Annotated in this window: 23 protein-coding genes; 19 read left to right on the top strand and 4 right to left on the bottom strand. The window is 64.3% G+C overall.

The annotated features are described in order from the left end of the window. Positions 1-67 precede the first annotated feature (67 nt). The 4 genes from CXY75_RS19685 (at position 68) to hemW (ending at position 4,099) form a co-directional block, all read left to right on the top strand. A complete protein-coding gene (locus tag CXY75_RS19685; protein ID WP_158251100.1) occupies positions 68-217 on the top strand; it encodes a hypothetical protein in 150 nt (49 codons plus the stop codon). Positions 218-341: 124 nt separating this feature from the next. Then, entirely contained in the window at positions 342-2,192 is a 1,851-nt protein-coding gene (gene lepA, locus CXY75_RS03125) for a translation elongation factor 4 (RefSeq protein ID WP_104081398.1), read from the top strand. A 5-nt stretch (positions 2,193-2,197) separates the two neighbouring features. After that, positions 2,198-2,851, top strand: a complete 654-nt coding sequence (locus CXY75_RS03120; RefSeq protein ID WP_104081397.1) for a DUF1990 family protein — start codon at positions 2,198-2,200, stop codon at positions 2,849-2,851. 24 nt (positions 2,852-2,875) lie between these two features. After that, positions 2,876-4,099, top strand: a complete 1,224-nt coding sequence (hemW, locus tag CXY75_RS03115) for a radical SAM family heme chaperone HemW (protein WP_104081396.1) — start codon at positions 2,876-2,878, stop codon at positions 4,097-4,099. Positions 4,100-4,148: 49 nt separating this feature from the next. Here the strand turns inward: hemW and CXY75_RS03110 are convergent, their stop codons facing one another. Together CXY75_RS03110 and CXY75_RS03105 are read right to left on the bottom strand one after the other, a co-directional pair. Continuing rightward, positions 4,149-4,556: a DUF4870 domain-containing protein gene (locus CXY75_RS03110; RefSeq protein WP_233201698.1), complete on the bottom strand. Its 408-nt coding sequence runs from the start codon at positions 4,554-4,556 to the stop codon at positions 4,149-4,151. A 127-nt stretch (positions 4,557-4,683) separates the two neighbouring features. Beyond that, positions 4,684-5,043, bottom strand: coding sequence for a DUF4870 domain-containing protein (locus CXY75_RS03105; protein WP_233201697.1), 360 nt, complete (start codon positions 5,041-5,043; stop codon positions 4,684-4,686). 388 nt (positions 5,044-5,431) lie between these two features. On the opposite strand from CXY75_RS03105, the gene hrcA reads away from it, so the two are divergent. From hrcA to era, 8 genes are all read left to right on the top strand, one after another. Next, complete coding sequence (gene hrcA / locus CXY75_RS03100; RefSeq protein ID WP_104081394.1) at positions 5,432-6,451, top strand: heat-inducible transcriptional repressor HrcA; 1,020 nt, start codon at positions 5,432-5,434, stop codon at positions 6,449-6,451. An 85-nt stretch (positions 6,452-6,536) separates the two neighbouring features. Beyond that, positions 6,537-7,643: a molecular chaperone DnaJ gene (dnaJ, locus tag CXY75_RS03095; RefSeq protein ID WP_104081393.1), complete on the top strand. Its 1,107-nt coding sequence runs from the start codon at positions 6,537-6,539 to the stop codon at positions 7,641-7,643. A gap of 1 nt (position 7,644) precedes the next feature. Then, positions 7,645-8,385 carry a 16S rRNA (uracil(1498)-N(3))-methyltransferase gene (locus CXY75_RS03090; protein ID WP_104081392.1) on the top strand — a complete coding sequence of 247 codons (741 nt, stop codon included), beginning with the start codon at positions 7,645-7,647 and terminating at the stop codon, positions 8,383-8,385. 51 nt (positions 8,386-8,436) lie between these two features. Beyond that, positions 8,437-8,814 carry an HIT domain-containing protein gene (locus tag CXY75_RS03085; RefSeq protein WP_104081391.1) on the top strand — a complete coding sequence of 126 codons (378 nt, stop codon included), beginning with the start codon at positions 8,437-8,439 and terminating at the stop codon, positions 8,812-8,814. 100 nt (positions 8,815-8,914) lie between these two features. Further along, positions 8,915-9,931 carry a PhoH family protein gene (locus CXY75_RS03080; protein ID WP_104081390.1) on the top strand — a complete coding sequence of 339 codons (1,017 nt, stop codon included), beginning with the start codon at positions 8,915-8,917 and terminating at the stop codon, positions 9,929-9,931. Next, entirely contained in the window at positions 9,928-10,392 is a 465-nt protein-coding gene (gene ybeY / locus CXY75_RS03075; RefSeq protein WP_104081389.1) for an rRNA maturation RNase YbeY, read from the top strand. The genes CXY75_RS03080 and ybeY overlap by 4 nt, the downstream gene beginning before the upstream one ends. Further along, entirely contained in the window at positions 10,392-11,741 is a 1,350-nt protein-coding gene (locus CXY75_RS03070) for a hemolysin family protein (protein WP_199182344.1), read from the top strand. Before ybeY ends, CXY75_RS03070 begins: the two co-directional genes overlap by 1 nt. After that, positions 11,738-12,655 (top strand): GTPase Era, encoded by a 918-nt coding sequence (gene era, locus CXY75_RS03065; protein ID WP_104081387.1) that lies wholly within the window; start codon positions 11,738-11,740, stop codon positions 12,653-12,655. The genes CXY75_RS03070 and era overlap by 4 nt, the downstream gene beginning before the upstream one ends. Before the next feature lie 186 nt (positions 12,656-12,841). Here era and CXY75_RS03060 read toward each other — a convergent pair whose 3' ends face one another. Next, the gene (locus CXY75_RS03060; protein ID WP_146069348.1) at positions 12,842-13,345 is read right to left on the bottom strand and encodes a hypothetical protein; all 504 of its coding nucleotides are present in this window, start codon (positions 13,343-13,345) and stop codon (positions 12,842-12,844) included. Positions 13,346-13,754: 409 nt separating this feature from the next. Here CXY75_RS03060 and CXY75_RS03055 point away from each other — a divergent pair, with 409 nt between their 5' ends. Next, positions 13,755-14,621, top strand: a complete 867-nt coding sequence (locus CXY75_RS03055) for a VanW family protein (protein WP_104081385.1) — start codon at positions 13,755-13,757, stop codon at positions 14,619-14,621. Between the two features lie 252 nt (positions 14,622-14,873). Here the strand turns inward: CXY75_RS03055 and CXY75_RS19680 are convergent, their stop codons facing one another. Continuing rightward, positions 14,874-15,041, bottom strand: coding sequence for a hypothetical protein (locus CXY75_RS19680; protein ID WP_158251099.1), 168 nt, complete (start codon positions 15,039-15,041; stop codon positions 14,874-14,876). Between the two features lie 208 nt (positions 15,042-15,249). Between CXY75_RS19680 and CXY75_RS03050 the strand changes: the two genes are divergently transcribed. The 6 genes from CXY75_RS03050 (at position 15,250) to leuA (ending at position 25,729) form a co-directional block, all read left to right on the top strand. After that, positions 15,250-15,726, top strand: coding sequence for a DUF2975 domain-containing protein (locus CXY75_RS03050; protein ID WP_158251098.1), 477 nt, complete (start codon positions 15,250-15,252; stop codon positions 15,724-15,726). Continuing rightward, a complete protein-coding gene (locus tag CXY75_RS03045; RefSeq protein ID WP_104081383.1) occupies positions 15,726-15,965 on the top strand; it encodes a helix-turn-helix transcriptional regulator in 240 nt (79 codons plus the stop codon). Before CXY75_RS03050 ends, CXY75_RS03045 begins: the two co-directional genes overlap by 1 nt. 284 nt (positions 15,966-16,249) lie before the next feature. Next, complete coding sequence (locus tag CXY75_RS03040; RefSeq protein WP_146069347.1) at positions 16,250-19,717, top strand: SCO7613 C-terminal domain-containing membrane protein; 3,468 nt, start codon at positions 16,250-16,252, stop codon at positions 19,715-19,717. Between the two features lie 178 nt (positions 19,718-19,895). Further along, entirely contained in the window at positions 19,896-21,239 is a 1,344-nt protein-coding gene (locus CXY75_RS03035; RefSeq protein ID WP_104081381.1) for an esterase family protein, read from the top strand. Then, a complete protein-coding gene (locus tag CXY75_RS03030) occupies positions 21,236-23,785 on the top strand; it encodes a bifunctional lysylphosphatidylglycerol flippase/synthetase MprF (RefSeq protein WP_233201696.1) in 2,550 nt (849 codons plus the stop codon). Before CXY75_RS03035 ends, CXY75_RS03030 begins: the two co-directional genes overlap by 4 nt. Positions 23,786-23,962: 177 nt before the next feature. Further along, positions 23,963-25,729 carry a 2-isopropylmalate synthase gene (gene leuA, locus CXY75_RS03025; protein WP_104081380.1) on the top strand — a complete coding sequence of 589 codons (1,767 nt, stop codon included), beginning with the start codon at positions 23,963-23,965 and terminating at the stop codon, positions 25,727-25,729. The last annotated feature ends 69 nt before the right edge of the window (positions 25,730-25,798 follow it).

Genomic DNA, 25,798 nt, shown 5'->3' with positions numbered 1-25,798 from the left:
ATCGGCTGGGCGTCTGCCTCTGGCTCCAGGCCTGTCTCGATTGTCTGGTCTGGTCAGTGTCAGTATCGTGATCGAGGTACCCGATCTCGATGCAGCCATTGGCTGGGCCGAGAAGTGCCCAGTCGCCCTGTATAGGGCGGTCGAGATTCTCCCATCGGCGCTCATCTGTCGCGATGGGCACGGGCAGACCGCGGTCGATGGCGCACTCACCAGCTAGGACGCCGCACGGTTTCACCGATCCTGCAGTGTGCCGGCCGCATCTGCTAGTTACGAAAGTCCGTCAGCGCTGTGCAGCTCGGATAGACCGGTAACCCGGCCAAGCATGGAATAATAGACGAACTATGTCACCGAGAGCCCTTCACGCGCTGGAACCGGCCGCCACGGCCCCCGAGTTCATCCGCAACTTTTGCATCATTGCCCACATTGATCACGGCAAGTCGACGCTCGCTGACCGGATGCTGCAGATCACCGGCGTCGTCGACGAGCGTTCCATGCGGGCCCAGTACCTGGACCGCATGGATATCGAGCGTGAACGCGGCATCACCATCAAAAGCCAGGCCGTGCGCATGCCCTGGGAGCTGGACGGTGTTACCTACGCGCTGAACATGATCGACACCCCCGGCCACGTCGACTTCACCTACGAGGTCTCCCGCAGCCTCGCCGCCTGCGAGGGTGCCATTTTGCTGGTTGACGCGGCCCAGGGCATCGAAGCCCAGACCCTGGCGAACCTCTACCTCGCCCTCGAGAACGATCTCACGATCATTCCGGTGCTCAACAAGATCGACCTGCCGGCCGCCGACCCCGACAAGTATGCCCGTGAACTGGCGAGCCTGATCGGCGGCCGCCCCGAAGACGTCCTCCGTGTTTCCGGCAAGACCGGCGCCGGTGTTGAAGAGCTTCTGAACCTCGCCACGACGATGATTCCGGCACCGAAGGGCAATCCGGATGCCGCCGCGCGCGCCATGATCTTCGACTCGGTCTACGACAGCTACCGCGGCGTCGTTACCTACGTGCGCATGATCGACGGTCACCTCAGGGCGCACGAAAAAATCCAGATGATGTCGACCAAGGCAACCCACGAGATTCTTGAGATCGGCGTCATCTCGCCCGAGCCGATGGAGAGCAAGGGCCTCAAGGTCGGCGAGGTCGGTTACCTGATCACCGGGGTGAAAGACGTACGCCAGTCCAAGGTCGGCGACACCATCACGACCGCCCTGCGCCCGGCGACCGACGCGCTGCCCGGCTACAACGAGCCGCAGCCCATGGTGTTCTCGGGGCTCTACCCCATCGACGGTAGCGACTACCCGGCGCTGCGCGAAGCCCTCGACAAGCTCAAACTCTCCGACGCCAGTCTCGGCTACGAGCCGGAGACATCCGTCGCTCTGGGTTTTGGCTTTCGCTGTGGATTTCTCGGCCTGCTGCACCTCGAAATCATCACCGAACGTCTCGAGCGCGAATTCAACATCGACCTGATCACGACCGCGCCGAGTGTGCCCTACGAGGTCACCACCGACGATAAGCGCACCGTCACGGTGACCAACCCGAGCGAATACCCCACCGGCAAGATCGCCAAGGTGCTCGAACCCATGGTCAAGGCGGCCATTCTCGCGCCGAAAGACTACGTCGGCGTCATCATGGAGCTCTGCCAAAGCCGCCGCGGCACCCTGCTAGGCATGGAATACCTCGGCGAGGACCGCGTCGAGATTCGCTACACGATGCCGCTCGGCGAGATCGTGTTCGACTTCTTCGACATGCTCAAGGGCCGCACCGCCGGGTACGCCTCGCTCGACTACGAACCCTCCGGCGAGCAAGAAGCTGACCTGGTCAAGGTCGACATCCTGCTGCAGGGCGAGCAGGTTGACGCGTTTAGCGCCATCGTGCACCGCGACAAGGCCTATGCCTACGGCGCTCTGATGACCGGCCGGCTGCGGAAGCTCATTCCCCGCCAGCAGTTCGAGGTGCCCATTCAGGCCGCGATCGGCGCCCACATCATCGCCCGCGAAAGCATCTCGGCAATGCGTAAAGACGTGCTCGCCAAGTGCTATGGCGGTGACATCTCGCGCAAGCGCAAGCTGCTCGAGAAGCAGAAAGAGGGCAAGAAGCGCATGAAGATGGTCGGCCGGGTTGAAGTTCCCCAGGAAGCCTTTATCGCCGCATTGAGCGGCGATATCGAGACCAAAGACAAGAAGTAAAACGGATGCGCAGATCCACCTTCACCGACGCCGCCGTCAGCTACGCTGCCATCGGCGGCACGCTGGCGCCCGATCTGATGAGCTATCCGCCCAAGGGCTACCGCCCGATGGAACAGAGCGTCAGGCTTGGCAGCTCAAAGGAACGCTTTGAAGCCGCGACCAAGCTGCTGATGACGTGGGGAATCCAGCGCGGCAGCGGCATGGAGGTGACGGATCTTGAAAACGGTACCGGCGTGCAGTACACGCCGGTGACCTTTCAACCGGACGGCACGCCGGCGGCCGGCCAGCAGCATCCGGTCAACGAAGCGACGTTCGCCGAAGACGGCACGCCCTACATCACCAACGGCATGACGGCGACGCTGAAAATGACAGCCTGGCGGTTGAGCGTGACTGCGCCGGTGCGCGTCGTCTACGTGATCGACGAGGCGGCCCGCATCGGGTTCGCCTATGGCACCATGGCCGGTCACCCGGAAAGCGGCGAGGAATCGTTCATCGTAGAGCACCGCGAGAATGACTCGGTCTGGCTGACCATTCGCTCGTTCTCGCGGGGGAGCACCTGGTACTACCGGCTGGCTTGGCCGGTGCTGCGCTTTCAGCAGGCAAAATTCACCAAGCTGTACCTGCGGGCTCTGCACCCAGCAGGCGCCATCAGCAACTAAATTCAACGTACTGGAGCACTACCCATGGCCGGACCCCACCCCGTCGGCGACCCGGCACCCGACGACGGCCTCCTTCCCGCTTCGGCGGCCGTCGACGCGGTCGAACGCGATTTCGGCGTGTACCTGCACGTGCCGTTTTGCCGGGTACGCTGCGGCTACTGCGACTTCAACACCTACACGGCGACCGAACTGCGCGGCGTCAAGCAGAGCGACTACGCCAGCCAGGCCGTGCTCGAAGTCGAGGCCGCCGGTCGCATCCTGACCGCATCGGGCGTGCCAAAACGCCAGGTGGCGACGGTGTTCTTCGGCGGAGGCACTCCCACGCTGCTGCCCGTCACCGACCTCACCAAGATGCTCAGCGCCGTGCGCGACCAGTGGGGCCTGGCAGACGCCGCCGAAGTCACCACCGAAGCGAACCCCGACTCCGTCGACGCAGCCTACCTCGGTGCCCTCGCCGATGGCGGATTCACCCGGGTGTCCTTCGGCATGCAGTCCGCAGTGCCGCATGTGCTCGCGACGCTCGAACGAACCCACGATCCCGAGCGGGTGCCGCTGGTCGTGGAGTGGGCCCGCGCTGCCGGCCTGGATGTGAGTCTCGACCTCATCTACGGAACGCCCGGTGAGTCCATCGCCAATTGGCGCTCCAGCCTCGAGCAGGCCGTCAGCTTGCGTCCAGACCACCTGAGCGCGTATTCGCTCATTGTTGAAGAGGGCACCAAACTGGCCAGGCAGATTCGCCGCGGCGAAATCGCCCCGACCGACGACGACCAGCAGGCCGACTTCTACGAACTGGCCGACGAACTGCTCACCGCCGCCGGGTATGACTGGTACGAGGTCAGCAATTGGGCCACCAGCGACGAGCACCGATCCCGCCACAACCTCGCCTATTGGACCGGCCAGGATTGGTGGGGCGTTGGTCCAGGCGCGCACAGTCACGTCGGCGGGGTGCGCTGGTGGAACGTCAAGCACCCGGCAGCCTATTCAGAACGGATGCTCGGCGGCCTGTCACCGGCCGCCGGCCGGGAGACCCTCGACGCGCCCACCCGTGAGCTCGAGCGCATCCTCTTGCAGAGTCGCATCCGCACCGGTATTCCGGTGGCCTCGCTCTCGGCGGCCGGCCGCATCGAGGTCGCTGGGCTGATCGCCGACGAGCTCATCAACGCCAAAGCCGCCCTCGCTGGGACAATCGAATTGACCCTGCGTGGACGACTTCTGGCCGACGCCGTAGTGCGACGCCTGACCGACTAACAGCGCGACCGACTAACAGCGCGACCGACTACCGCTCAGCTGCAGGAGTTCAGCTGAAAAACTTGATGGTGAGCGGGTAGGCGTAGCCCTGACCGCGGTTGGCAGCGAGCGCGGCCAAAATGGACAGGATGAGGCTGAGCACCCAGGCGACCGGAACAATAATGAACCCGATTAGGAGCGCCGTGAGCGCACTTCCGACCAGGTACACGATCGCCAGGGTGATCTGAAAATTCAGTGCCGTTGCGCTGTGCGCGCGAATGAACGGTCCGCGCTCGCGCAGCACGAGATAGCCGATCAGCGCCGGAATAAAGGCGAACAGAATGCCGCCGACATGTATCAGCGTGGCCCACATTTTCTCATCGGCCGGGTTCATCGTCGGCTGCGCGGCATTGTGTGCGTACGGGTTCTGCGGCGGGGTCGATTCGTAGGGATTGGTTCGCGGATCGTTCTCGGACATGCGGTCTCCTGTTCGAGTGTGGACGGTCTGATCGGTCGGGTCGCGGTGGAAGTGGCGATTCGTGCAACCGCCACGCCAGGCCCCACCAGACTAACCGTCCGACTTGCGGTTTAGCTTGGTCAAGCCGCTACTTGATGAGGCGAATCGCCACCGGGTAGCGGTAGTTTCGGCCGTCTTTGGCCTGCACAAACCCCAGGATCGAGAAGATCACGCCGGCCAGCCACACAATCCAGCCGAGGCCACTGAGCACTCCGCCGATGCCGAAGGTGACGAGGGCGAGGAAGATCGAGATCACGATGATGGCGATGTAGGCGATAAACAGGGTGATCTGAAAGTTGAGCGCCTCCTTCGCCTCGGTGGTGGTTAAGCGGCCGCGATCCTTGAAGACCAGCCAGATGATCAGCGCTGGTAGAAAACTCAGGATGCCACCGAGGTGCGCCAGCGAGGCCCACTGCCGGTCATCGGCCTCGGAAAGCGGGGCCGCCACGACCGGAGTGGTCGAGGGACCTGCGGCTGGTTGGCCATACGAGGGTTGGCCGGTCGGTGTTTGACCATACGGAGGCTGACCAGTATGAGGGTCGCGGAAGGTGGGGTCACGGTCGTGTGAATCACCGGGAGGTGGCGCCTGTGGATCGCTCATGATCGTCCCTTTCACTGAACGCAGGGGGAGCGTATAGCGACAATTAAACGCTCGGTTGGCGATCCTGGCAATGGGTCTTCTCAGCCGGAACCCGGTCGGTCGCGATAGTATTGGCAGTCGGTGGATGCGAGTGCCAACAACGTGCCGGCAAACCTGGGTCCGAGCGTACCCGTCAGCGTACCCACCAGCATCCGCTTATTGGCGCTGTATTGGAAGAATCAGGAAGGCGTGCGCAATGGTTTCCGACCGTGGGCTTGATGTGTTGCGCGTCATCGTGCAAGATTACGTCGCGTCCCGTGAACCCGTCGGCTCCAAATCAATCGTCGACCGGCATTCGTTTGGTGTCTCCGCCGCCACCATTCGCAACGACATGGCCCTGCTCGAAGAAGAAGACCTGATTGCGGCGCCACACACCTCGTCAGGACGTATCCCCACCGATAAGGGCTACCGCGTTTTTGTCGACCACCTCGCCGACCTGCGCCCGCTCACCCCGGCGCAACGCCAGGCGATCGAAACGTTCCTCGGCCATTCCGCCGACCTCGACCAGGTGCTGGTGCGCAGCGTGCGGCTGCTCTCACAGCTCACCCACCAGGTCGCGCTGGTGCAGTACCCATCGACGTCACGCGCCAAGGTGCGCCACATCGAGTTTGTACCGCTCACAGAGACGCGCATTCTCTCGGTACTCATCAGCGATACCGGTGGGGTCGAGCAACGGGTGATTGATCTGCCGCAGGCGATCAGCGAGCAGACGCTTAGTGAGGTACGAGCCCGCCTCCACATCGCGGTGGTCGGACTCAGCATGGCCGAAGCATCCGCTGCTCTCGCTGCGAGTGTCTGGCCGGGCGCGCCGACGCTGCAACCCATCGTCGACCTGATTACGCGCACCCTCGCCGACCAGGTCGGCGCCAATCGCCAGGACAAGCTCCTCATGGCGGGAGCCGCGAACCTGGTGCGCACTGAGGACGATTTTTCCGGCAGCATCTACCCGGTGCTTGAAGCCATCGAAGAGCAGGTCGTGCTGCTACGTCTGTTCGGCGAGATGGAGACCGACCAGCACGGCGTCTCGGTGAGCATCGGCCGCGAGAATGCCGCGTTCGGTCTGCCAGAAGCGAGCGTACTCACGAGCGGATACACCGCCAACGGCAATCTGGCCCGCCTCGGAGTGCTCGGGCCGACGCGCATGGACTATTCCAACAACATGGCGGCGGTCCGCGCCGTCGCCCGCTATCTGTCCCGCCTGCTCGGCGAGACCTAACGCTTGCGCCGCTGCGTTTTCTTTGACGCTGTGCGGCATCGACCACTCATCAGATTAATCATCAAAAACTCAAGGAGAGCCACCTTTGGCTGACCATTACGAAGCGCTGGGCGTTGACCGCGACGCGACCACAGACCAAATCAAGAAGGCCTATCGCCGCCTCGCTCGCGAGCTGCACCCCGACGTGAACCCCGGCGCTGAAGCGTCCGAACGGTTCAAGAGCATCACCCACGCCTACGACGTGCTCAGCGACGCGAAACAGCGTCAGAAGTACGACCAGGGCGGCGGCCAGGGTGGCGGCTTCGACGGGCAGAACTTCGGCAACTTCGGTGACATCTTCGAAACCTTCTTCGGCGGGGGAGGCGGCAGCAGCCGTGGCCCGCGCTCGCGCCGCGAACGCGGTCAAGACGCCTTGATTCGGGTTGAACTCGACCTCGACGAGGTCATCTTCGGCACCCACCGAGACCTCGAAGTCGACACCGCCATCGTCTGTGACACCTGCAAGGGCTCCTGCTGCGCCCCGGGAACGTCACCGATTACCTGTGACATTTGCCACGGCACCGGCAGTATCCAGCGCGCGGTGCGCTCCCTGCTGGGCAACGTCATGACATCGAGCCCCTGCGGTACCTGCCGCGGCTATGGCACCATCATCGCCACTCCGTGCATGACCTGCTCCGGTCAGGGCCGCGTACGCGCCCGTCGCTCCGTGCCCGTCGACATCCCGGCCGGCGTTGACACCGGCCTGCGCCTGCAGATGCCCGGCAGCGGAGAGGCCGGCCCGGCCGCCGGCCCGAACGGTGACCTCTACCTCGAGATGAAGGTGCGCCATCACGACGTCTTCAGCCGCGACGGCGACGACCTGATGTGCTCCCTCGACGTGCCCATGACCAGTGCCATTCTCGGAACGACCGTCACCGTCAAGGCCCTCGACGGCGACATCGAGGTGGACATTCGCCCCGGCTCGCAAAGCGCCGAGGTGCTCACGATCAAGGACCGCGGCATCACCAAGCTGCGCGGCAGCGGCCGGGGCGACCTCAAGGTCGGCATCCACGTCGTCACACCGAGCAAGCTCGACCACAAGGAACGCGAACTGATCGAACAGTTCGCCGCCCGCTACGCAGCGCCGGCACCGACCCTGAGCCAGTATCAGCAGGGCTTGTTCGCGAAGCTGCGCGACCGGTTCCTCGGCTAACGTGGCGCATTTCTACCTGCAGGAATCGCTCCGGGCGGCGGACAGTCGCCCGGGGCAGGTCGTGACCGTTGACGGCGCAGAGGCTCGGCACGCGGTCACGGTGAGCCGGGTTCGTCCCGGGGACCGGCTCCGCCTGGGTAATGGAGCCGGGTTGCTGCTGGAAGGGGCCGTGCTTTCGGCGGAGGCCGCGTCGTTGACCCTGCGCGTGGATGACGCGAGCGAGACCGTGGCCGCTACGCCGCGCATCCGCTTGGTGCAAGCCCTCGCCAAGGGCGACCGCGACGAACTCGCCATTCAGGCCGCCACCGAACTCGGCGTCGACGGCGTCATTCCCTGGGCTGCCGCCCGCTCCATTACCAAGTGGGAGGGGGCGAAAATTGCCAAGGGCCACGAACGCTGGAGCACCATCGTGCGCGAAGCGAGCAAGCAGTCTATTCGGGCCTGGCTGCCAGACGTAGCCCCGCTGATCAGCACCAAGCAGCTGGCCGCGCTGGCTGCAACGACACGGATGCTGCTACTCGATCCGGCTGCATCCGGTCGCCTCACCGAGGTGGCCGTGCCCACCGACGACCGCGACATTGTTCTTGTCGTCGGCCCGGAGGGCGGAATTTCCCCGGCCGAACTGCTGCTGTTGGAGCAAGCTGGCGCGAGTGCGGTGCGCCTCGGCGACACCGTGCTGCGCACCTCCACCGCTGGGCCCGCCGCTCTCGCCATTCTCAATGCAACGCTAGGACGTTGGTAGCGTGTGCCGTTGGTAGTGCCGGCTGCTGGTAGCGCCGCTTAAGATAGAGGTATGTCTTCTTCCGTCGCCCAACCGACCATTTTCAGCCGCATCATCGCGCGTGAGATTCCGGCGACAATCGTGGCCGAGACAGAGCACATCATTGCCTTCCTCGATATCGCGCCGAAGGCCCCGGTCCACGTTGTCGTCACCACGAAAGACCCGCAGTATCAGAACGTGGTCGAGCTCGCCGCTGGCAACCCAGCGCTGCTGGCCGAACTCGTCGCCGTCGCCGAGCAGATTGCGACCGAACGCAGCAACGGCCAGTTCCGCCTGGTTTTCAACACCGGGGCAGCCGCTGGCCAGACGGTCTTCCACGTGCACGCGCACGTTTTAGGTAGCCCGGAGCCGTCGGAACAGCTGGGGGAGGACTCGCTTGGTGCCCTCTGAGCCGACGAAAGCTGAGCCTACGAAAGCTGAGCCAACTAAAGCTGGTCCTATTAAGCCTGACCCCCACACGGAACTGCGCTTCACCGTCGACGGTGTCGCCATGGTGCGCCTACTCGGCCCCGAAGATCGCTACTTGAGCACCATCGAGGCCGCATACCCCCAGGTCAACGTGCACGTGCGCGGCAATGACGTGAGCATCACAGGCACGGCCGTCGACGTGAAAGCCGTGCGCCGCCTGATCGAGGAACTGCAGTTGGCTCTGCGCACCGGCCACGACCTGGGCGAGACCGAGGTCGCCACGGCCGCACGGATGCTCGCAGCTGACAGCTCCGTGAGTCCATCCGCTCTACTCGGAGCCCCAATTTTGACCGCGCGCGGCAAGAGCATTCGGGCTAAGTCGATCGGCCAGAAAGAATACATCGACGCGATCGACGACAATACGATCGTCTTTGGCATCGGACCGGCCGGTACCGGCAAGACCTACCTGGCCATGGCGAAGGCGGTGCGCGCCCTGCAAAACAAGGAGGTCGAACGCATCATCCTGACCCGCCCGGCAGTGGAGGCCGGCGAACGGCTCGGCTTTCTGCCGGGCACGCTCACCGACAAGATCGACCCGTATCTGCGCCCGCTCTACGACGCGCTCGGCGAGATGCTCGACCCCGAGCTGATCCCCAAGCTGCTCGCGGCCGGCACCATCGAGGTCGCTCCGCTCGCCTATATGCGCGGACGCACCCTCAACGCCAGCTTCGTCGTGCTCGACGAAGCCCAGAACACGACGCCGGAGCAGATGAAAATGTTTCTGACCCGTCTGGGATTCGGCTCCAAGATGGTCATCACCGGCGACGTCACCCAGATTGACCTGCCGGCCGGTACGAGCGGACTGAAACTGGTCACCCGCGTGCTCGACGGAATCGACGACATCCACTTTGCTTATTTGACCAGTGCCGATGTCGTGCGGCACTCGCTCGTCGGGCGCATCGTCGACGCGTACACCGAGTATGACGCGCAGAAGCAAGCCCTCCGTCAGGAGAGTGCCGAAGCGCGCGAGTTTGCCAATCGTGGCCCCCAGCGCACCGGCAACGCGCCCGGCCGCAACCCGAAACGGAGTTCCAGTTGAGCATCGAAATCAACAACGAGTCGGCCATCCCGGTCGATGAGGCCACCATCCAGCGCCTCGCTGCCTTCGCGCTCGACACCATGCACGTGCACGCCGACGCCGAACTGGCCATCGTGCTCGTCGACGAGGGTGCGATGGAGCAACTTCACGTGCAGTGGATGGACGAGCCGGGCCCCACCGACGTTCTGAGCTTTCCAATGGATGAACTGCGTCCCGGAACCGAGGATCAGGAGACCCCGCCAGGGCTCCTCGGCGACATCGTGCTGTGCCCGCAGGTCGCCCAGGGGCAGGCCGAGACCGCTGGCCACAGCACCCTCGATGAACTGCTGCTGCTCACCACGCACGGCGTGCTGCACCTGCTCGGGTTCGACCACGCCGAACCCGACGAAGAGAAAGAGATGTTCGGCATTCAGCGGGACATTCTTATTGGCTTCGCCATGCAGGAACGACAACGCCACTGATGCACATCGTGTGGTTCATTTACGCCGCTGTGATTCTGGTCGTGTTTGCCGGTCTGATGGCCGCCGTCGACGCGTCCATCACGAGCCAATCCCGGGCCGATATCGTCAGCCTGGTATCTACTCGGCGCGCCAAACGGTCACTCCGCGCGATCGCCGAAGATACCGGCGCGCACTTGAACGCGATCAACTTCATTCGCATTACCGCGGAGACAACGGCGGCCGTGTTGGTGACCCTGGTCTTTGCGACCACGATCGAGGCCTTGTGGCTGGCGCTGCTGTTGTCGGCACTGATTATGACCTCGGTCTCGTTTGTGCTGGTCGGGGCCAGCCCGCGCAGCGTCGGCCGGGCGCACCCGGTTGGGCTGCTGTCCGCGACGGCGCTGCTCGTGCACGTGGCCCGGGTGCTCCTCGGGCCGATTGCGAACGCGCTCGTCGCCCTCGGTAACCGAGTCACCCCCGGCCGCACCAAGCTCGCGACCTTCACCTCGGAAGACCAACTGCTCAGCATGGTCGACGAGGCTACCGAACTGGCCGTGATCGAAGAAGACGACCGGGAACTCATTCACTCCATCTTTGAGTTCAGCGAAACGGTCGTGCGCGAGGTGATGATTCCGCGCACCGACATGATCACCATCGACGCTGACGCGAGTATCGACGCCGCCATGGGCTTGTTCCTGAGTAGCGGTACCTCGCGGGTACCCGTTCTTGACGGGGAAGTCGACGACGTGGCCGGCATCCTGTACCTCCGTGACGTTGCCCGGCTGGTCTACGAGCGGCCAGTGAACGCGCTGCAGCTGACCGTGGCCGAACTGGCCCGGCCGGCCGTGTTCGCGCCGGAGTCGAAAAAAGCCGACGCCATGCTGCGTCAGATGCAGCTCGAGTCCAACCATCTGGCCATGGTCGTCGATGAGTACGGCGGCATCGCCGGGCTGGTCACCCTCGAGGATCTGATCGAGGAACTCGTCGGCGATATCTCGGACGAGTACGACCGCGACGTGGTCGAGTTCGAAGACCTTGGCGACGGACGGTTTCGGGTTAGTGCACGGTTGCCGGTCGACGAGCTCGGCGAACTGTTCGACCTGGTACTCGATGATGATGATGTCGACTCGGTGGGCGGCCTGCTGGCTAAGGCCCTCGGGCGACTTCCCGTCGCCGGATCGGTCGCCTCGGTCAGTGGGCTCAACCTCACCGCCGAGCGCACCGAAGGCCGCCGCAAGCGCATCAGCACCGTGCTGGTGGAGCGAGAAGAAGCTTTGATTGATGCACAGACCGCATTCCTCACGGTAACGAATAACAACACGGTGTCGAACAACAGTACGGTGTCGGACGATGAAGGAGAACGGTCATGACCGCAGAAACACAGGAACACCCCGCCGATTATCGAGCGGGATTTGTCTCGTTCGTCGGGCGTCCCAACGTGGGTAAATCCACCCTGACGAACGCGTTGGTGGGCGAAAAAGTCGCGATCACGTCGTCGAAGCCGCAGACCACCCGCCGCGCCATCCGTGGCATCGTGCACCAGAAGAACGGCCAGCTCATTCTGGTCGACACCCCCGGCATCCACCGCCCGCGCACGCTCCTCGGTGAGCGTTTGAACAGCCTCGTCACCGCGACCCTGGCCGGCGTCGACGTGATCGGCCTGTGCATCCCAGCCAACGAACCGATCGGCCCGGGCGACAAGTTCATCAACGAGCAACTGGATGCCTTCCCGCGGGCCAAAAAGGTCGCCATCGTCACCAAGATTGATGCGTCCTCCAAAACCAACGTCGCCAACCAGCTGCTGGCCGTCTCCCACCTGCGCGATTGGGAGGCGATCGTTCCGATCTCTTCGACCAGCCGCATCCAGCTGGACACCCTCGCCACCGAACTGTTGCGCCTGCTGCCGCACGCGGATGCCCCGCTCTACCCGGCCGATGCCGTCACCGACGAGACCCTCGAGTCGCGCATCTCGGAGTTCATTCGCGAGGCAGCTCTCGAGGGAGTCACCGACGAGCTGCCGCACTCGATCGCCGTGACCATTGACGACATCATCGAGCGCGACGACCAGGAACTGGTCGAAATTTACGCCAACCTGTTCGTCGAAAGGGACAGCCAGAAGGGCATCATCATCGGTAAGTCGGGCAGCCGGCTCAAGGATGTCGGTACCCGCGCGCGCAAGCAGATCGAGCCGCTCGTTGGCAAGCGCGTCTTTCTCTCGCTGCGCGTGAAGATCGCCAAGGAATGGCAGCGCGACCCGAAGCAGCTCGGTCGCCTCGGTTTCTAACCCGTTCGGTCGTCGACGTGGGGGGCGACCCGGCCCCGGGTCGCCCCCCCTCTCGTTGGTCGAGCTTGCCGAGACCCCCATTCCGTGATTGGCGGTTGTCTGCGATACCGGCCACCGCTGTAGTCGGCAGAAGCGGGCCCAGCCAGACCTCGATATTCATGAACGGGTTCTTGCTGGGCAGGGAGATCAACGTCTGTTCAGGGTCGATCTCAGCCGGGGGTTGCAGCCAGTACTCGCCGCCCGCTCGGCCTCTTGTGCCGCTGCCCGCTCTGCCTCTCGTGCCGCTTCCGCCACCGCTTCGGCAGCCGCCTGGGCGGCTAGCGCGGCATCCCGGGCGGCCTCGGCGGCCTGCCACCCGGCCGTTTCGGTGTCGCTCATCAGCGCCCCGACCGCCACCAACCGGCCGGCCTCGACCCGGCTGAGGCCGGTGGTCTGCTGCGCCATCAGCGTTGCGTTACCGAACCCGTGCCGCGCGGCCAAACCCGATTGGCCAAGCTCTGACCGGGATCGCTGCGCAATCGTGCCGGCAAGGAATGCTGCGGCCGTGTTGCTCAGCCGCAGTAGGTCGGCGATCGGGCCACGCGCCGCGAGAACCTCGGCGTCGGACAGGCTGGCGAACTCGGCACTGGAGCTACCGAGCGCGGCGACAGCGGCCACCGCCCAAGTGAGTTCCATTGCCACGCTGGTCATAATTCAAGCCAACACCCGACCACCGACATTCCCGAGGAAAAATCACGCTTATAAGCACTCACGTGCCGAACACCCGTAAAGAATACCCAAAGAAATGTTTTAGCCGGCACGGAGATCGCGGATAACGGCCGCAGTAGACGGCGTCGCTCCGGCAGTCAGCGCGAAAGTTGGCGCCACCATGGTTGCCGCTCTTGCAAGGACGGGGCGACTGGGTGCGGCCGGTCATCTAGCACGTGCTGCGCTCCAGGACTAGTCCTGTAGCGTTTGGCCGGCGCGGGTGTGCGCAACCTGAAGTCTTGGCTCTAGGGTCGAGTCTGCTGCATCATGCGGTGCAGCCCGGGGGCCGCGGGCGTCGTCGATTTTGCAGTACCCTGTGGGCGTTGGGGCAATCGGTCAGGAGTGACGCGCAATGGCACGGAAACTCTTTTGCGATATTTCGCCGTTCACGTATCGAATCTCGCTGCGCAAGATGATTATGCTGCGTCACCTGAATAATCTGGTGCATCGCGTGCAATTCGCCACAGAGCGGGCCGACCCGCTGCCAGTCCTGATCTATAGTCACAATTCGTTGATTCGCCGCACCCTCGGCAACGTCGACCTCCAGCTGCAGGAAAACAAAGCCGTAAACCTGACGCTGGCCGCCCCACACATCAATGGAATCCTCATCCGCCCCGGAGAGACCTTCTCGTTCTGGAATCTCGTCGGGGCGACAACCGCCCACTTCGGGTACCGGAACGGCTTGACGATCAGCTCCGGTCGTGCCACTTCGGGCCTGGGCGGAGGAATCTGCCAATTCACGAACCTGCTCCATTGGATGGTGCTGCACAGCCCGCTCACCATTACGGAACACCACCATCACGACAGCCTTGACCTGTTTCCAGACTTCAACCGGCAGATCCCGTTTGGCACCGGGACGTCGGTGATGTTCAACTATCTCGACTACCGGGTTCGCAACGACACTGAGCAGGCCTTTCAATTTATAGTGACGACCACAGCGGAGTATCTGGTTGGCGAACTACGAACGACAAAGGCTCTCGACGTGAAGTTTCATATCCACGAGGCCGACGCATACTTCTATGAGCACGGTGGCGACGTATACCGGCACAACTGTATTTTCCGCAGTACTCGGTCGAAGATCACCGGCAATGAGGTCCAGCGGGTACTGCTGATCGAGAGCGATGCCCGCCTGGCCTACGATCGGAGCCTGGTTAAGGCGGAGATCCGGCCCCAGCAACCGCGCGTGAATTCGCCAGTAAACTCGGTGCGGCAGACCTAAGGGTGCCCGCTTATCGAACGGTCTCCATGGCAGAGATCGGAGCACGCCGACCGTTCAAACTCGTACGCGAGCAAGTGGGGATGGTGTTGCCTTTTCGCCAGTGCATATAGTCCAAATTATCCTGTCATCACGAACGAGGGAGTTCCGATGACCGATCGGATACGTGATAGCACGTCCCGATGAGATGCTGCAGCGAGACTTGCCGATGGAGTCTTGGACGACGGCTTCCAGAAACGTCGAACGCGAGTCCTCCTACAGATGCTTGCCCTGTTCATTGGTTCGTGGATCGTCGCGCTCATTTTCCTTCCGCAGGCAGGATCCGAGCACAGTAGTGGCGCCGACTCCGCGGCGCCGCAGTTGATCGCAGAAGTCGTCTTCTTTGCGCTCGGCTTCGTCGTTGGAATTGGCGGCTTCACCCACACCCATAAGCCATATTCAGTGGCTAAACCTGGCCGCCGAAGTCCGCGAGCATGGTGATGGACAAACGGGCCGTGCGGCAAGCCTGAGCGATTGAAGCCGGTGCCCCAGTGCACCCTGGCGGGCAAGAAAGAGCCGCTGTGGCCTTTCCCGAAAGAACATGTGTATATTGTTTATCGATAGATTCACACCGATAATCGATAGGACTCGCATGCATCGCACGGCGATCGTCACCCTGAAAACGCTCATCTTTGTACTGATCGCACTGCTTCTGGCGTGCCAGATTTTCGTTATTCCCGCGGTCGCGCAGCAGATGGTCGAAAAATCCGCCGAACTCGGCTATCTCCAGGTGCCGGGGATCGTCGTCACCGTGGGGTTTGTACTCTGCGTGCAGGTCGCGCTCGTCTGCGTGTGGCGCCTACTGTCCCTGGTGCGGGCATCCATTCTCTTCAGAGACAATGCGTTCACGTATGTCAACATCATCCTCGGCCTAGTCGCCCTGGCGACCCTCCTCATTCTCGGATCGTTCATCACCTTGGCCGTCGCCGGTGTTGCATCGCCGTCAGTCACAATGCTGTGCTCGCTCGGAATCGTCGTCGGCTCGGGACTCACCTTGATGATCGTGGTGATGCGAGGGCTCCTGCGCAAAGCCTCCGAACTCGAACGCGACCTGTCGGAAGTGGTCTAATGCCCATCGTGATCAACCTCGACGTCGAACTCGCGAAGAAGAAGATGTCGGTCGCCGATTTCGCCGCCGCGATCGACATCACCCCGGCGAACGTATCCGTGCTCAAGAATGGGCGGGCGAAAGCTGTGCGATTCTCCACCCTGGACGCGATCTGCCGCGTGCTCGACTGCCAGCCTGGCGACATCTTCAGGTGGGTGCCAGACGTCGAAACAGGTACGGATGCGGTGACGGGGGCATGAGCATGCCACGAGTGGCGCAGCCGTGGAATGATATTGCCATTGGCAATCTCCTCGACCGCACGTCGTGTCCGGTCTGTCGGGTCACCGCGCAGCCAGATGAACCGTGCCGTAACTGTGGCGCCGAACTGGTTGGTGTTCTGGCAGACGAACTCTGGGCTTCCTCGGAGACTGCCGCGGCGGCGCTGGTTGCACGACACGAGGTGCTCAGTCGCGTGGCGAGCCCCGCTCCTCCGAGTAAAGCCGAACGAGATGCACATTCGATACCGAGTCCACAACGGATGCCCGTGGCACCCGCCGCCAGCCTGAGTTCAGCACGCACGGTTGCCCCGCGGTCGAGCGCGACGGTGCAGTCGGTGCTCGCGGTCGCGGGTGCTGGTTTGTTCGCCGTCTCCGCGGTCGTTTTCACGTTCTTCAACCCCGACCTCACCGATCACGCCCTGCGCAGCGTGATCGTTGGGCTGATCACCATCGTCTTTCTCGGCGGCGCCTGGCTCCTTGCCCGCCGCACGCTGCAATTCTCAGCCGAAGCCGTCGGCGGCCTCGGGATGGTCTTCGTTGCTCTCGACGTCTATGCGTTCTCGGAACTGGCGCCAAGCGGAGCCAGCCCCTGGGTGCTCGCCGCCGCCGGAACACTGGTCAGCGGCGGCGTCATGGTCATCGCGTCGACGCTCGCGCGCATTCGCGGCTGGCTCTGGATCGCTCTGGCCGGTCTCACTCTCGCTCCTGCGATGCTGGGCTACGCGGGGGCAACCACACTCTCGGCAACCCTGGGCCACCTGGGCGTGGCGTTTGTCGCGCTCGCCCTGATTGGAACGACACCCGCTCTGGCGCAGCGGTTTGATGGGCGCCTCCGGTTCGAACGGATGACGCTTTCCACGATTCAGATCGTCTCGACCGGCATCGTGCTGGCCCAGGTCGGGTTCATCGAGTTCAGCACCACGACCGAATACTGGCTGACGATCACAGCCGTGCTGACCGGCGTTGCACTGCTCGCCCTGCTCGCGACCCGGCAGATCGCCAAGAACTTTTGGAGCGCCGTTACCGGTGCTGCCGCGATGGCCGCCGCGCTGAGCTTGCCGTTCGCCTTCGACCTCGGGGCGCACGGCTGGGGCGCGTGGTATCAGGCCGTCGCCCCCGCAACCGGGGCCGCCGCACTGCTCGTGCTCCAGGCGCTTGCCCCGAGAGCGCGCGCCCTCGACCGGCGAGCATTCCTGGGTGGCATTTTCGCCCTCGCCGGTGTGAGCGTGCTCTCGCCCGTGCTCTTCGCCGTGCTTATCGGGGCCGTGACGGTGCTCACCTCGCTGAGCGGCTCAAGCAGCGGCGCGATCGGCCTCCTACCCCCGCACGGCTTTCTCGCCGTTGTGCTCGGCCTCGGCGCCATGTCGGCAGGACTCGGCGCATTCTCGGCACTAACCCGGCGTCGTAACGCCGCCAGAACGGATGCCTCCCAGCCCGATGCAAATTCCCGCACGTTGACAGCGCGCACCGGCTCCAGTGCGATCTGGCTCGCCGCCCTCGCCGGGCTGACCTTTGCCTGTCAGCCCGTCTTGCCCCTCTGGGCGCGTATCGCGATCGCCTTGAGCTTGGCCGTGACAGCGAGCATGGCGCTCGTCGCTATTCCCCGCCTGCGGAATGCCACCCTGACGATGCGGCTCCCGCTCGTGCTGGGCAGTCATGTCGCGGTGCTGTTGGCCACCATCTGCTCCCTGGCCAATGATGGTGTCACCGTCTGGGCTGGCATCGCGATCGTCGCTACCATCGCGATCATCGTGCAGACAGTGCCACCCACGATGCGGTTTCTGCACGTCGGCGCGGGTTTCGCCTACGCGCTGGTCATCTTTTCGATTGCGCTCGACCAACTGGGCGTAGGCACCATCGCCGGGCTCTGCCTCACCACATCGCTCGGCTCGATCGGTGCGATCGCGGCAACCTTCCTCCGACGGGTTGCGCCGCCGGCGTGGTACGCGATTCTGGTCGTGACGTCGGTGCCGTTCATGATCGGGGTCGTGCAGGTACTCTTCGAGCGCAGCGGCTGGACCGCTCTATCGACCGCCCTGATCTTTCTGCTCGCACTCACCCTGCTTTCTACACGGCGTGTAGGCCTGGGCATTGTTCTCCGCACGATCGCTGCCAGCCTCCTCGTTCCGTCCCTCGCCGTCGTGGTGATTTGCCTCGGCGCGCAGGTGCTTCGTGGCAGCGCGTCTCCGGTGACGCTGCCGGTGATCGCCACTATCGTCGCAATCGTGCTCCCCAGTACCGGTGGGATCGGCAGGGCGCTGGGCCAGCGCGGGATTGGTGCTCGGGATGCCACGGCCGCCCGGATCGCGCTTGAAGCCTCCACCCTGCTCACCGCGGCGATCGCGGTCGTGCTGGCCCTTGTGCGCATCGCCGCGGGGCTGCCGACCACCTTTATTGTGCTGGTCATCCTCGGACTCGGCGCCGCGGCCACGGCCTTCTGGGCGAAGCGCCGCTACGGGTGGTGGGTCGCCGCCGCCTCATTCACCGGCGCACTGTGGTGTCTGTGGGCACTCGCTGGAATCAGCGCGCTGGAACCGTACCTGCTCCCTCCCACCCTCGCCGCCGCGGTTGTCGGCCTGATCCTCACGGCACGCGGCTTCCGTGCCGTGCCGCTCTACGCGACCGGCCTGGTCGCATCCGTCGCACCGATCCTGACGATTCTGGCGGTATCCGGCACGGGAGCTGCCCTGGCCCCATGGCGTGGCTATGGTCTCGTCGTCGCAGCCTGGCTGCTGCTCGGCCTCGGCGTAGTGCTCGGCCGGGTCTCTTCGGCGCACGCCCAATTACTCCAAGTCCTGCAGATACCGACCCTGGGCGTCGCGATAGTCGCCGGTGCTGCCGGTGCCATCCAAGGTGTGCGATTCGGCCTCGGCGCCGACCCGATCATGACCGGAGGGGTGCCGCTCGTGCTGCTCTGCGTCGGAATCGGTCTGGCGGGCGCGCTGCCGGCAGCTCTTGGCGCGCGCGCCATCTGCAGGGTTGCCCCGGAAATGTCACGGTTAGCCCGCACCCGCTGGTTGTATGCGCCATGCGCACTGTATATCGCGGTGGCGACCTGGAGCGCGATCGAACGGGATTGGTTCACGATCTGGATGATGTGGTCCCTCATGCTGGCCTACCTCGTGACCGTCGTCGTTATCGCCTGGCGGCTGCGCACCCACCAGACCAGCCTGCCACCGGCCTGGTTCATCGGTGCGGTCGCGTTCGTCACTGCGATCGTGGCGTGGAGTCCACGAGATCTGCGAGTCGAGTGGTTCTCGTTACCACTGGGCATCTTCCTGCTGGCGGCTGGCGCCGTGGCTGGCTACAAAGCGCAGGTGCAGCTCGACCAGCAACGCCAGCGCGCAGGCACCGTCACCAGCTGGCCGGCAGGTTTTACCGGCTCGTGGTCCCTGCTCACCCCCGGCATCGTGACCCTGCTGTTGGCCTCGATCCTGGCCACCTTCACCGACCCCCAGACCTGGCGGGCGATTCTCGTGATCATTATTGCGCTCGCGGCCATACTGATCGGCTCAAGCCTCAAGCTCGCGGCCCCGTTCCTGATCGGTATCGTCGTGCTTCCCCTTGAGAACGTTCTCGTGTTCCTGGTGCAGATCGGTCGGGGGATCGAGTCGATGCCCTGGTGGATCACCCTGGCCGTGGTCGGTGCTGTGCTACTCATCATCGCCGTCACGTATGAGCGACGAGCCGGAGATGAGAACAGCATGACCGACCGGCTGCGAGACCTGCGCTAAGTGGATGCTGGTGCGTCCGTTGAAATCGGCCGATTCGTCGGGGAGAGCGGGGCGGCATCCGCTCGCCGGCTGTGCGGGCTGTCAGCCAGCCATGACTTGACCGAGTACGGGCTGGTAACTCTGGTGCCGCCAGCACGAGAACGTACTGACGGTGCCAGAGTCAAATCGGAGGCTCTGGATGAACTCGTTGCTGTCGGCTTTCAGCGCGCTCGATGTCGACCTCGTCGACGCTCCGCTTCTCGCAACCCTCTACGCGGCTACCGGCCTCGCACTGCTCCTCGTGCTGCTCGGCCCGGCCAGCCTGCGACGGTCCGTGGTCACCGTCATCGGCGCCGCCGTCGGTGCGGCTGGCGGCTGGACCCTGGTTTGGTTCGTCAGCGACGTCTGGGACCCCTGGGGGGTGTCGCTCTCCACCGGAACTCGACTGTGGACCGCCGCCCTGGGCGCGAGCCTCGCCGTGGTCGCCCTGAACCTGCGCGGCCAGGCACGCTGGCGGCGCGGCGTCGCCGCCTTGGCGATCGGGCTCTGTCTGCTCAGTGCCGCCGCAGGAATCAACGCCGACGTCGGCCAATTTCCCACCCTGCGCGTCGCCCTCGGGCTCGCCAGCTACCCGCCGCTCGATGTGGCCCTCGCGGCTGCGGGGGCCCACGATGCCCAGACTGCCACCGCGCATCCCGACTCAGCCACCACCAGCGCGGGCAATGAAACCGGTGTGGTCGGCACCGTCACCATTCCGGCCACTGTGTCGGGTTTCGTCGCCCGCGACGCGCTGGTCTATCTGCCGCGGGCAGCGCAGCGCCCCAACCCGCCGGCCCTGCCGGTGGTCGAAATGCTCTCCGGGCAGCCTGGAAGCCCGAGCGACATTTTTACTGCTGGCGGTCTGGCGAGCATTCTCGACACTTATGCGCTGGCGCACTCCGGTCTTGCCCCGATTGTCGTCGTTCCCGATCAACTCGGCGCGCCGGGCAACAACCCCATGTGTGTCGATTCTGCGCTCGGCAACTCGGCCAGCTACCTCACCGTCGATGTTCCGGCGTGGATCAGGTCGCACCTGCACGTCACCGCCCAGCGCGCCGGTTGGACCATCGCTGGTTTCTCCCAGGGGGGCACGTGCGCCATTCAACTGGGCGCGGCACACCCCGATCTATACAATACGGTTTTGGACATTTCGGGAGAGCTCGTGCCCAATAACGGAAATGAGGCGCACACCGTGAAATCCGGTTTCGGCGGCAGCACATCCCGCTACGCCGCCGCTGCGCCGGCTGCAATTCTCGCGGCCCACGCACCGTATACCGAGCTCGGCGCCATCTTCGTGGTCGGCGACGACGATATGCGTTTTCTGCCTGGCATGCGCGCGATAGCGGATGCTGCCCAGCGCGCCGGCGTCGAGACTCACCTGCTCGAGTCACCCGGCACGGCCCACGATTGGCACACCGTCGACTACGCCTGGACCACCGCGTTGCCGCGCATCGCCGCGCGAACGGCACTGCTAGCGCCCACCGTGATTGCGATGACCCGGTGAGCACCAACGACGTGAAACCCGACGCCACTACGGGTCTTCCGGCCCGACGCGACCGCGCGACCGGCTCCGCCCTGCGATCGTTCTCCCGATGGGCGCGGAAGCGACCGTTCGCTGTCTGCTTCGCCGCGGTGCTGCTCGCGGTGGGCCTTGCGACCGGAGTGATCTCTGGACCGGCGCGCGGCATCCGTTTGCTGCTCGGCACCGGCTACGCATCGGTCATTGATCACGGGCACTGGTGGTCGCCGCTGACCTCGGTGTTCTTCGTCGACGACGGCGCTGAACTGCTGCTCGCGCTGGGCGGCGCGCTGATCATGCTCGGCTTCGCCGAACGCCTGATGGGAACCCGGCGCACCGCGATCGCTTTTCTTCTCACCGCTATTTTCGGAGCCACCATCGGCATCGGCGCGCAATACCTCGGCGTCGCTGGCGGCGAGATGTGGTCGCGCGGAGTCAGCGAACTTTGGGCGATCGACCCCTTCACCCCGATCTTCGGCAGCCTGATGGCGGCGAGTTTCTTCGCCGGGCCGCTCTGGCGCCGCCGCATTCGAGTGCTCGGCCTGTCGACGGTGCTCGTGCTGGTGCTGTATTCCGGTCAGCCGTCTGACGTATATCGCCTGCTCGCCGTGCTGGTTGGGCTTGGTGTGGGCTGGAGCTGGCGACCGACCAGGCAGCTGGGCGCCTGGCGCCGCAGCTCCGATCATGAAACCCGCACCCTGCTCGCAGCGGTCGTGGGTATGGTCGCCATTGGGCCGGTCATCACGATCTTCTCCGGCGCCCGATTCGGGCTGCTGGCACCGCTCGGTATGTTGCTCTCCCAGGACGTGCCTCGTATTGGCGAAGTCGTCGACCGATGCCTGCTGGGCGACATCACCCGGCAGTGCGTGCGGGAACTGAGCCTCGAACGCATCGGCGGCGCCGGCCCGGTGCTGGTGACCCTGCTCCCATTGCTCACCCTCGTCGTTGCTGCCTTCGGGCTGGCCCGCGGCCGCCGGTTCGCCGCCTGGCTCGCCGTCACGATCAATACCGGGCTGGCGCTGCTCGCCGCCTGGTACTACGGGTTGCTGCCGATCTCCGGTCAACCCTACGTCTGGCAATGGCAGTCCGGCCGGTACTGGGAGGTCACCCTCATCCTTGCGGTGTCGGTGCTCGTGCCGCTCCTCGTCTCGGTGGTCGTGCTCGCCAATTTGCGCCACTTTCCCGCCGTGTCCCGAACCGGCCGGCAGCGTCGATTTCTGCTCGTCACGTTCGGGAGCCTGACCGGACTCGCCGCAGCCTACGTCGGCCTGGGCTGGCTGCTCAGCGCCCATTTTCGACCGGCAGTGACAGTGCTCGATTTGATAGCGGATGTTCCGGAGCGGTTCATTCCCGTGGGTTTTCTGCGGCTCGAACGGGTTTCTTTCCTGCCCAACGATGCCCTGGCCACCACCCTCTACGACAGCGTTGGCGCCCTGTTCTGGATCGTCGTCTTCCTCGGCGCAATCGTCTGCCTGCGCAGCGCCGCGACGGGGCCCAGCATCGACGCGTCTGCGAGACTGCGCATCGTACTGAGCACGTTCGGCGGCGGATCGCTCGGCTTCATGACCACCTGGCCGGGTAATTCGCTCTGGTTCACGGACAGCGGACGCACCGCGATTGCTTATCGCGTGGTCAACGGCATCGCCATCACGACCTCCGAGCCGATCGGACCGCACTCCGAAGCCGATGAAGCCGTCGCGTCTTTTGCGCGCATGTGCGACGACAACGGTTGGGTTCCGGTGTTCTACAGCCTGCACGAGCGCTGGCAAGGTGTTTTTGCAGAAATGGGCTGGCCGACCATGCAGGTGGGGGAGGAGACGCTGTTGCGGCCGAGCAGCTGGAGCACAACCGGAAAGAAGTGGCAGGACATCCGCTCGTCGATCAATCGTGCCGACCGCGCCGGCGTGCGAGCCGAATGGACCAGCTATCGGGCACTCTCGCTCCCGGCGGCAGCCCAAATCTCCGAAATCTCCGAGCAGTGGGTGCGGGAGAAGGAACTCCCCGAGCTGGGGTTCACCCTCGGCGGGCTTGACGAACTGCGCGACCCGGAGGTGCGCCTCATGCTCGCCGTCGACAGCTCGGAGCGGGTGCACGCCGTGACCAGCTGGCTGCCCACCCGTCGGGACGGCGAAATCATCGGCTGGACCCTCGACTTTATGCGGCGCCGACCCGACAGTATCAACGGTGTGATGGAATTTCTGATCGCGCAAACGGCTCAGCGGATGCAGGAGCGGCCACAGATTGAGTTTCTCAGCCTGTCTGTGGCACCGCTCGCTGCGGCATCCGGCCCGCGGCAGGGTGATATTGCCGCCGGACTGCTCGAGTATCTCGGTCGCACGCTCGAGCCCGTGTACGGATTTCGGTCGCTCCTAACGTTCAAGTGCAAGTTCCAGCCGGAGTTTGCGCCGGTCTTTATGGCTTTCCCCGACCCGGTAGCCCTGCCCGAGATTGGCCTCGCGCTGGCCCGGGCCTACCTTCCGAGCCTGTCGGTGCGGGAAATGGTGACGCTGGCGCGCGGGCTCGCCCACTAGCATCCGTTCGCCGACGCCCGTAAGACCACGTGGTCGCAGCCGTGCCAAACGGTGCTAGCCTGAAAATGTGTTGAACGGTGCGCTCCTCCTTAGCTGCCGCGACGAGTCCTAATCTAAAGGCCTCCCTCGTCGCGGCGTTTGTCGTTGGCTGCACGGCACCCACGAGGAAACAGGACCATGAAGAACAATCAGACCGCATCCACCCTGCCGATTCACCGCTACCGCCCGTACCACGAGCAGTTCGCCGTCGACCTGCCCGACCGTACCTGGCCGAGTAAGCACATCACGGTTGCCCCGCGCTGGTGCGCGGTCGATCTGCGCGACGGCAACCAGTCGCTCATCGACCCGATGAGTCCGGAGCGCAAGCGCATCATGTTCGACCTGCTCGTGCGCATGGGCTACAAAGAGATCGAGGTGGGCTTTCCTTCGGCGAGCCAGACCGACTTCGACTTCGTGCGCAGCCTCATCGACGAGAACGCCATTCCAGACGACGTCACCATCCAGGTGCTCACCCAGGCCCGCGAGCACCTGATCAAGCGCACCTATGAGTCCATCACCGGTGCCAAGCAGGCCATCGTGCACTTCTACAACTCGACCAGCATTTTGCAGCGTGACGTGGTGTTCCGCGAACAGAAGCAGGGCATTGTCGATCTGGCCCTGTTTGGGGCGCGGCTGTGCAAGCAGATGGAATCGACCATTCCCGGCACAACCATCTATTACGAGTACTCGCCGGAAAGCTTTACCGGCACCGAGCTCGACTTCGCCGTCGACATCTCCAACCAGGTGATTGAGATTTTGCAGCCCACCCCGGAGCGCAAGGTCATCATCAACCTGCCGGCCACGGTCGAAATGGCCACGCCCAACATCTACGCAGACTCGATCGAGTGGATGAGCCGCCACCTGACCCAGCGCGAGAACGTTCTCATCTCGTTGCACCCGCACAATGACCGCGGCACCGCCATCGCCGCCGCAGAACTCGGCTACCTGGCCGGCGCCGACCGCATCGAAGGCTGCCTGTTCGGCAACGGTGAGCGCACCGGAAACGTCGACCTGGTCGCCCTCGGCGTGAACCTGTTCACGCAGGGCATCGACCCGCAGATCGACTTCAGCAACATCGACGAGATCAAGCGCACCGCCGAATACTGCAACCAGTTGCCCGTTCCCGAACGCCAGCCCTGGGCCGGCGACCTGGTCTTTACCGCCTTCAGCGGCTCGCACCAGGACGCCATTAAGAAGGGTTTCGAGGCGATGGACGCCGACGCGGCCGCCCAAGCCTGCACCGTCAACGACCTGGTCTGGGCCGTTCCGTATTTGCCGATCGACCCGAAAGATCTCGGCCGCAGCTACGAAGCCGTGATCCGGGTCAACTCGCAGTCCGGCAAGGGCGGCGTCGCCTACCTGCTCAAAACCGATCATGCCCTCGACCTGCCGCGCAAGCTGCAGATCGAGTTCTCCGGCGTCGTGCAGGCCAAAACTGATGCCGAGGGCGGCGAAGTCACCAGCCAGCAGATCTGGGACATCTTCAACGACGAGTACCTGCCGGCCACGATCAAGAACCCCGAAGCCAAATGGGGCCGGTTCGAACTGCACTCCACCCGCACGTCGAGCGATCTATCCGGAACGGTCGACCTCGCGGTCGAGCTGCGAGACGGCGATACTGTGGCACAGGTCACCGGCGCTGGCAACGGACCGATAAATGCCTTCATCGGTGTGATGGCGGAGCGCGGCATCGCGATCACACTCTACGACTACGTCGAGCACGCGCTGTCGGCTGGCGGTGACGCCCAGGCCGCCGCCTACGTTGAGCTCGACGTGAACGGCAAGCGCTACTGGGGCGTCGGCATCGACGCCGACATTTCGACCGCGTCGCTCAAGTCGGTCGTGTCCGCCGTCAACCGGGGCATTCGGGCCGAGGTTGGCGACCGGGAGCTGTCCGCCGTCTAAACTCGCCTCTTGTCCGGCCAAACGGAAGCCCGCACTCGTCGATGCGAGTGTGGGCTTTCGCCGTACCAT

The organism is Cryobacterium sp. Y11 (genome assembly GCF_002929535.1).
GTDB lineage: Bacteria > Actinomycetota > Actinomycetes > Actinomycetales > Microbacteriaceae > Cryobacterium.
The sequence above is the reverse complement of the archived record's forward strand: the minus strand, read 5'-3'. Positions and strand labels throughout refer to the sequence as shown.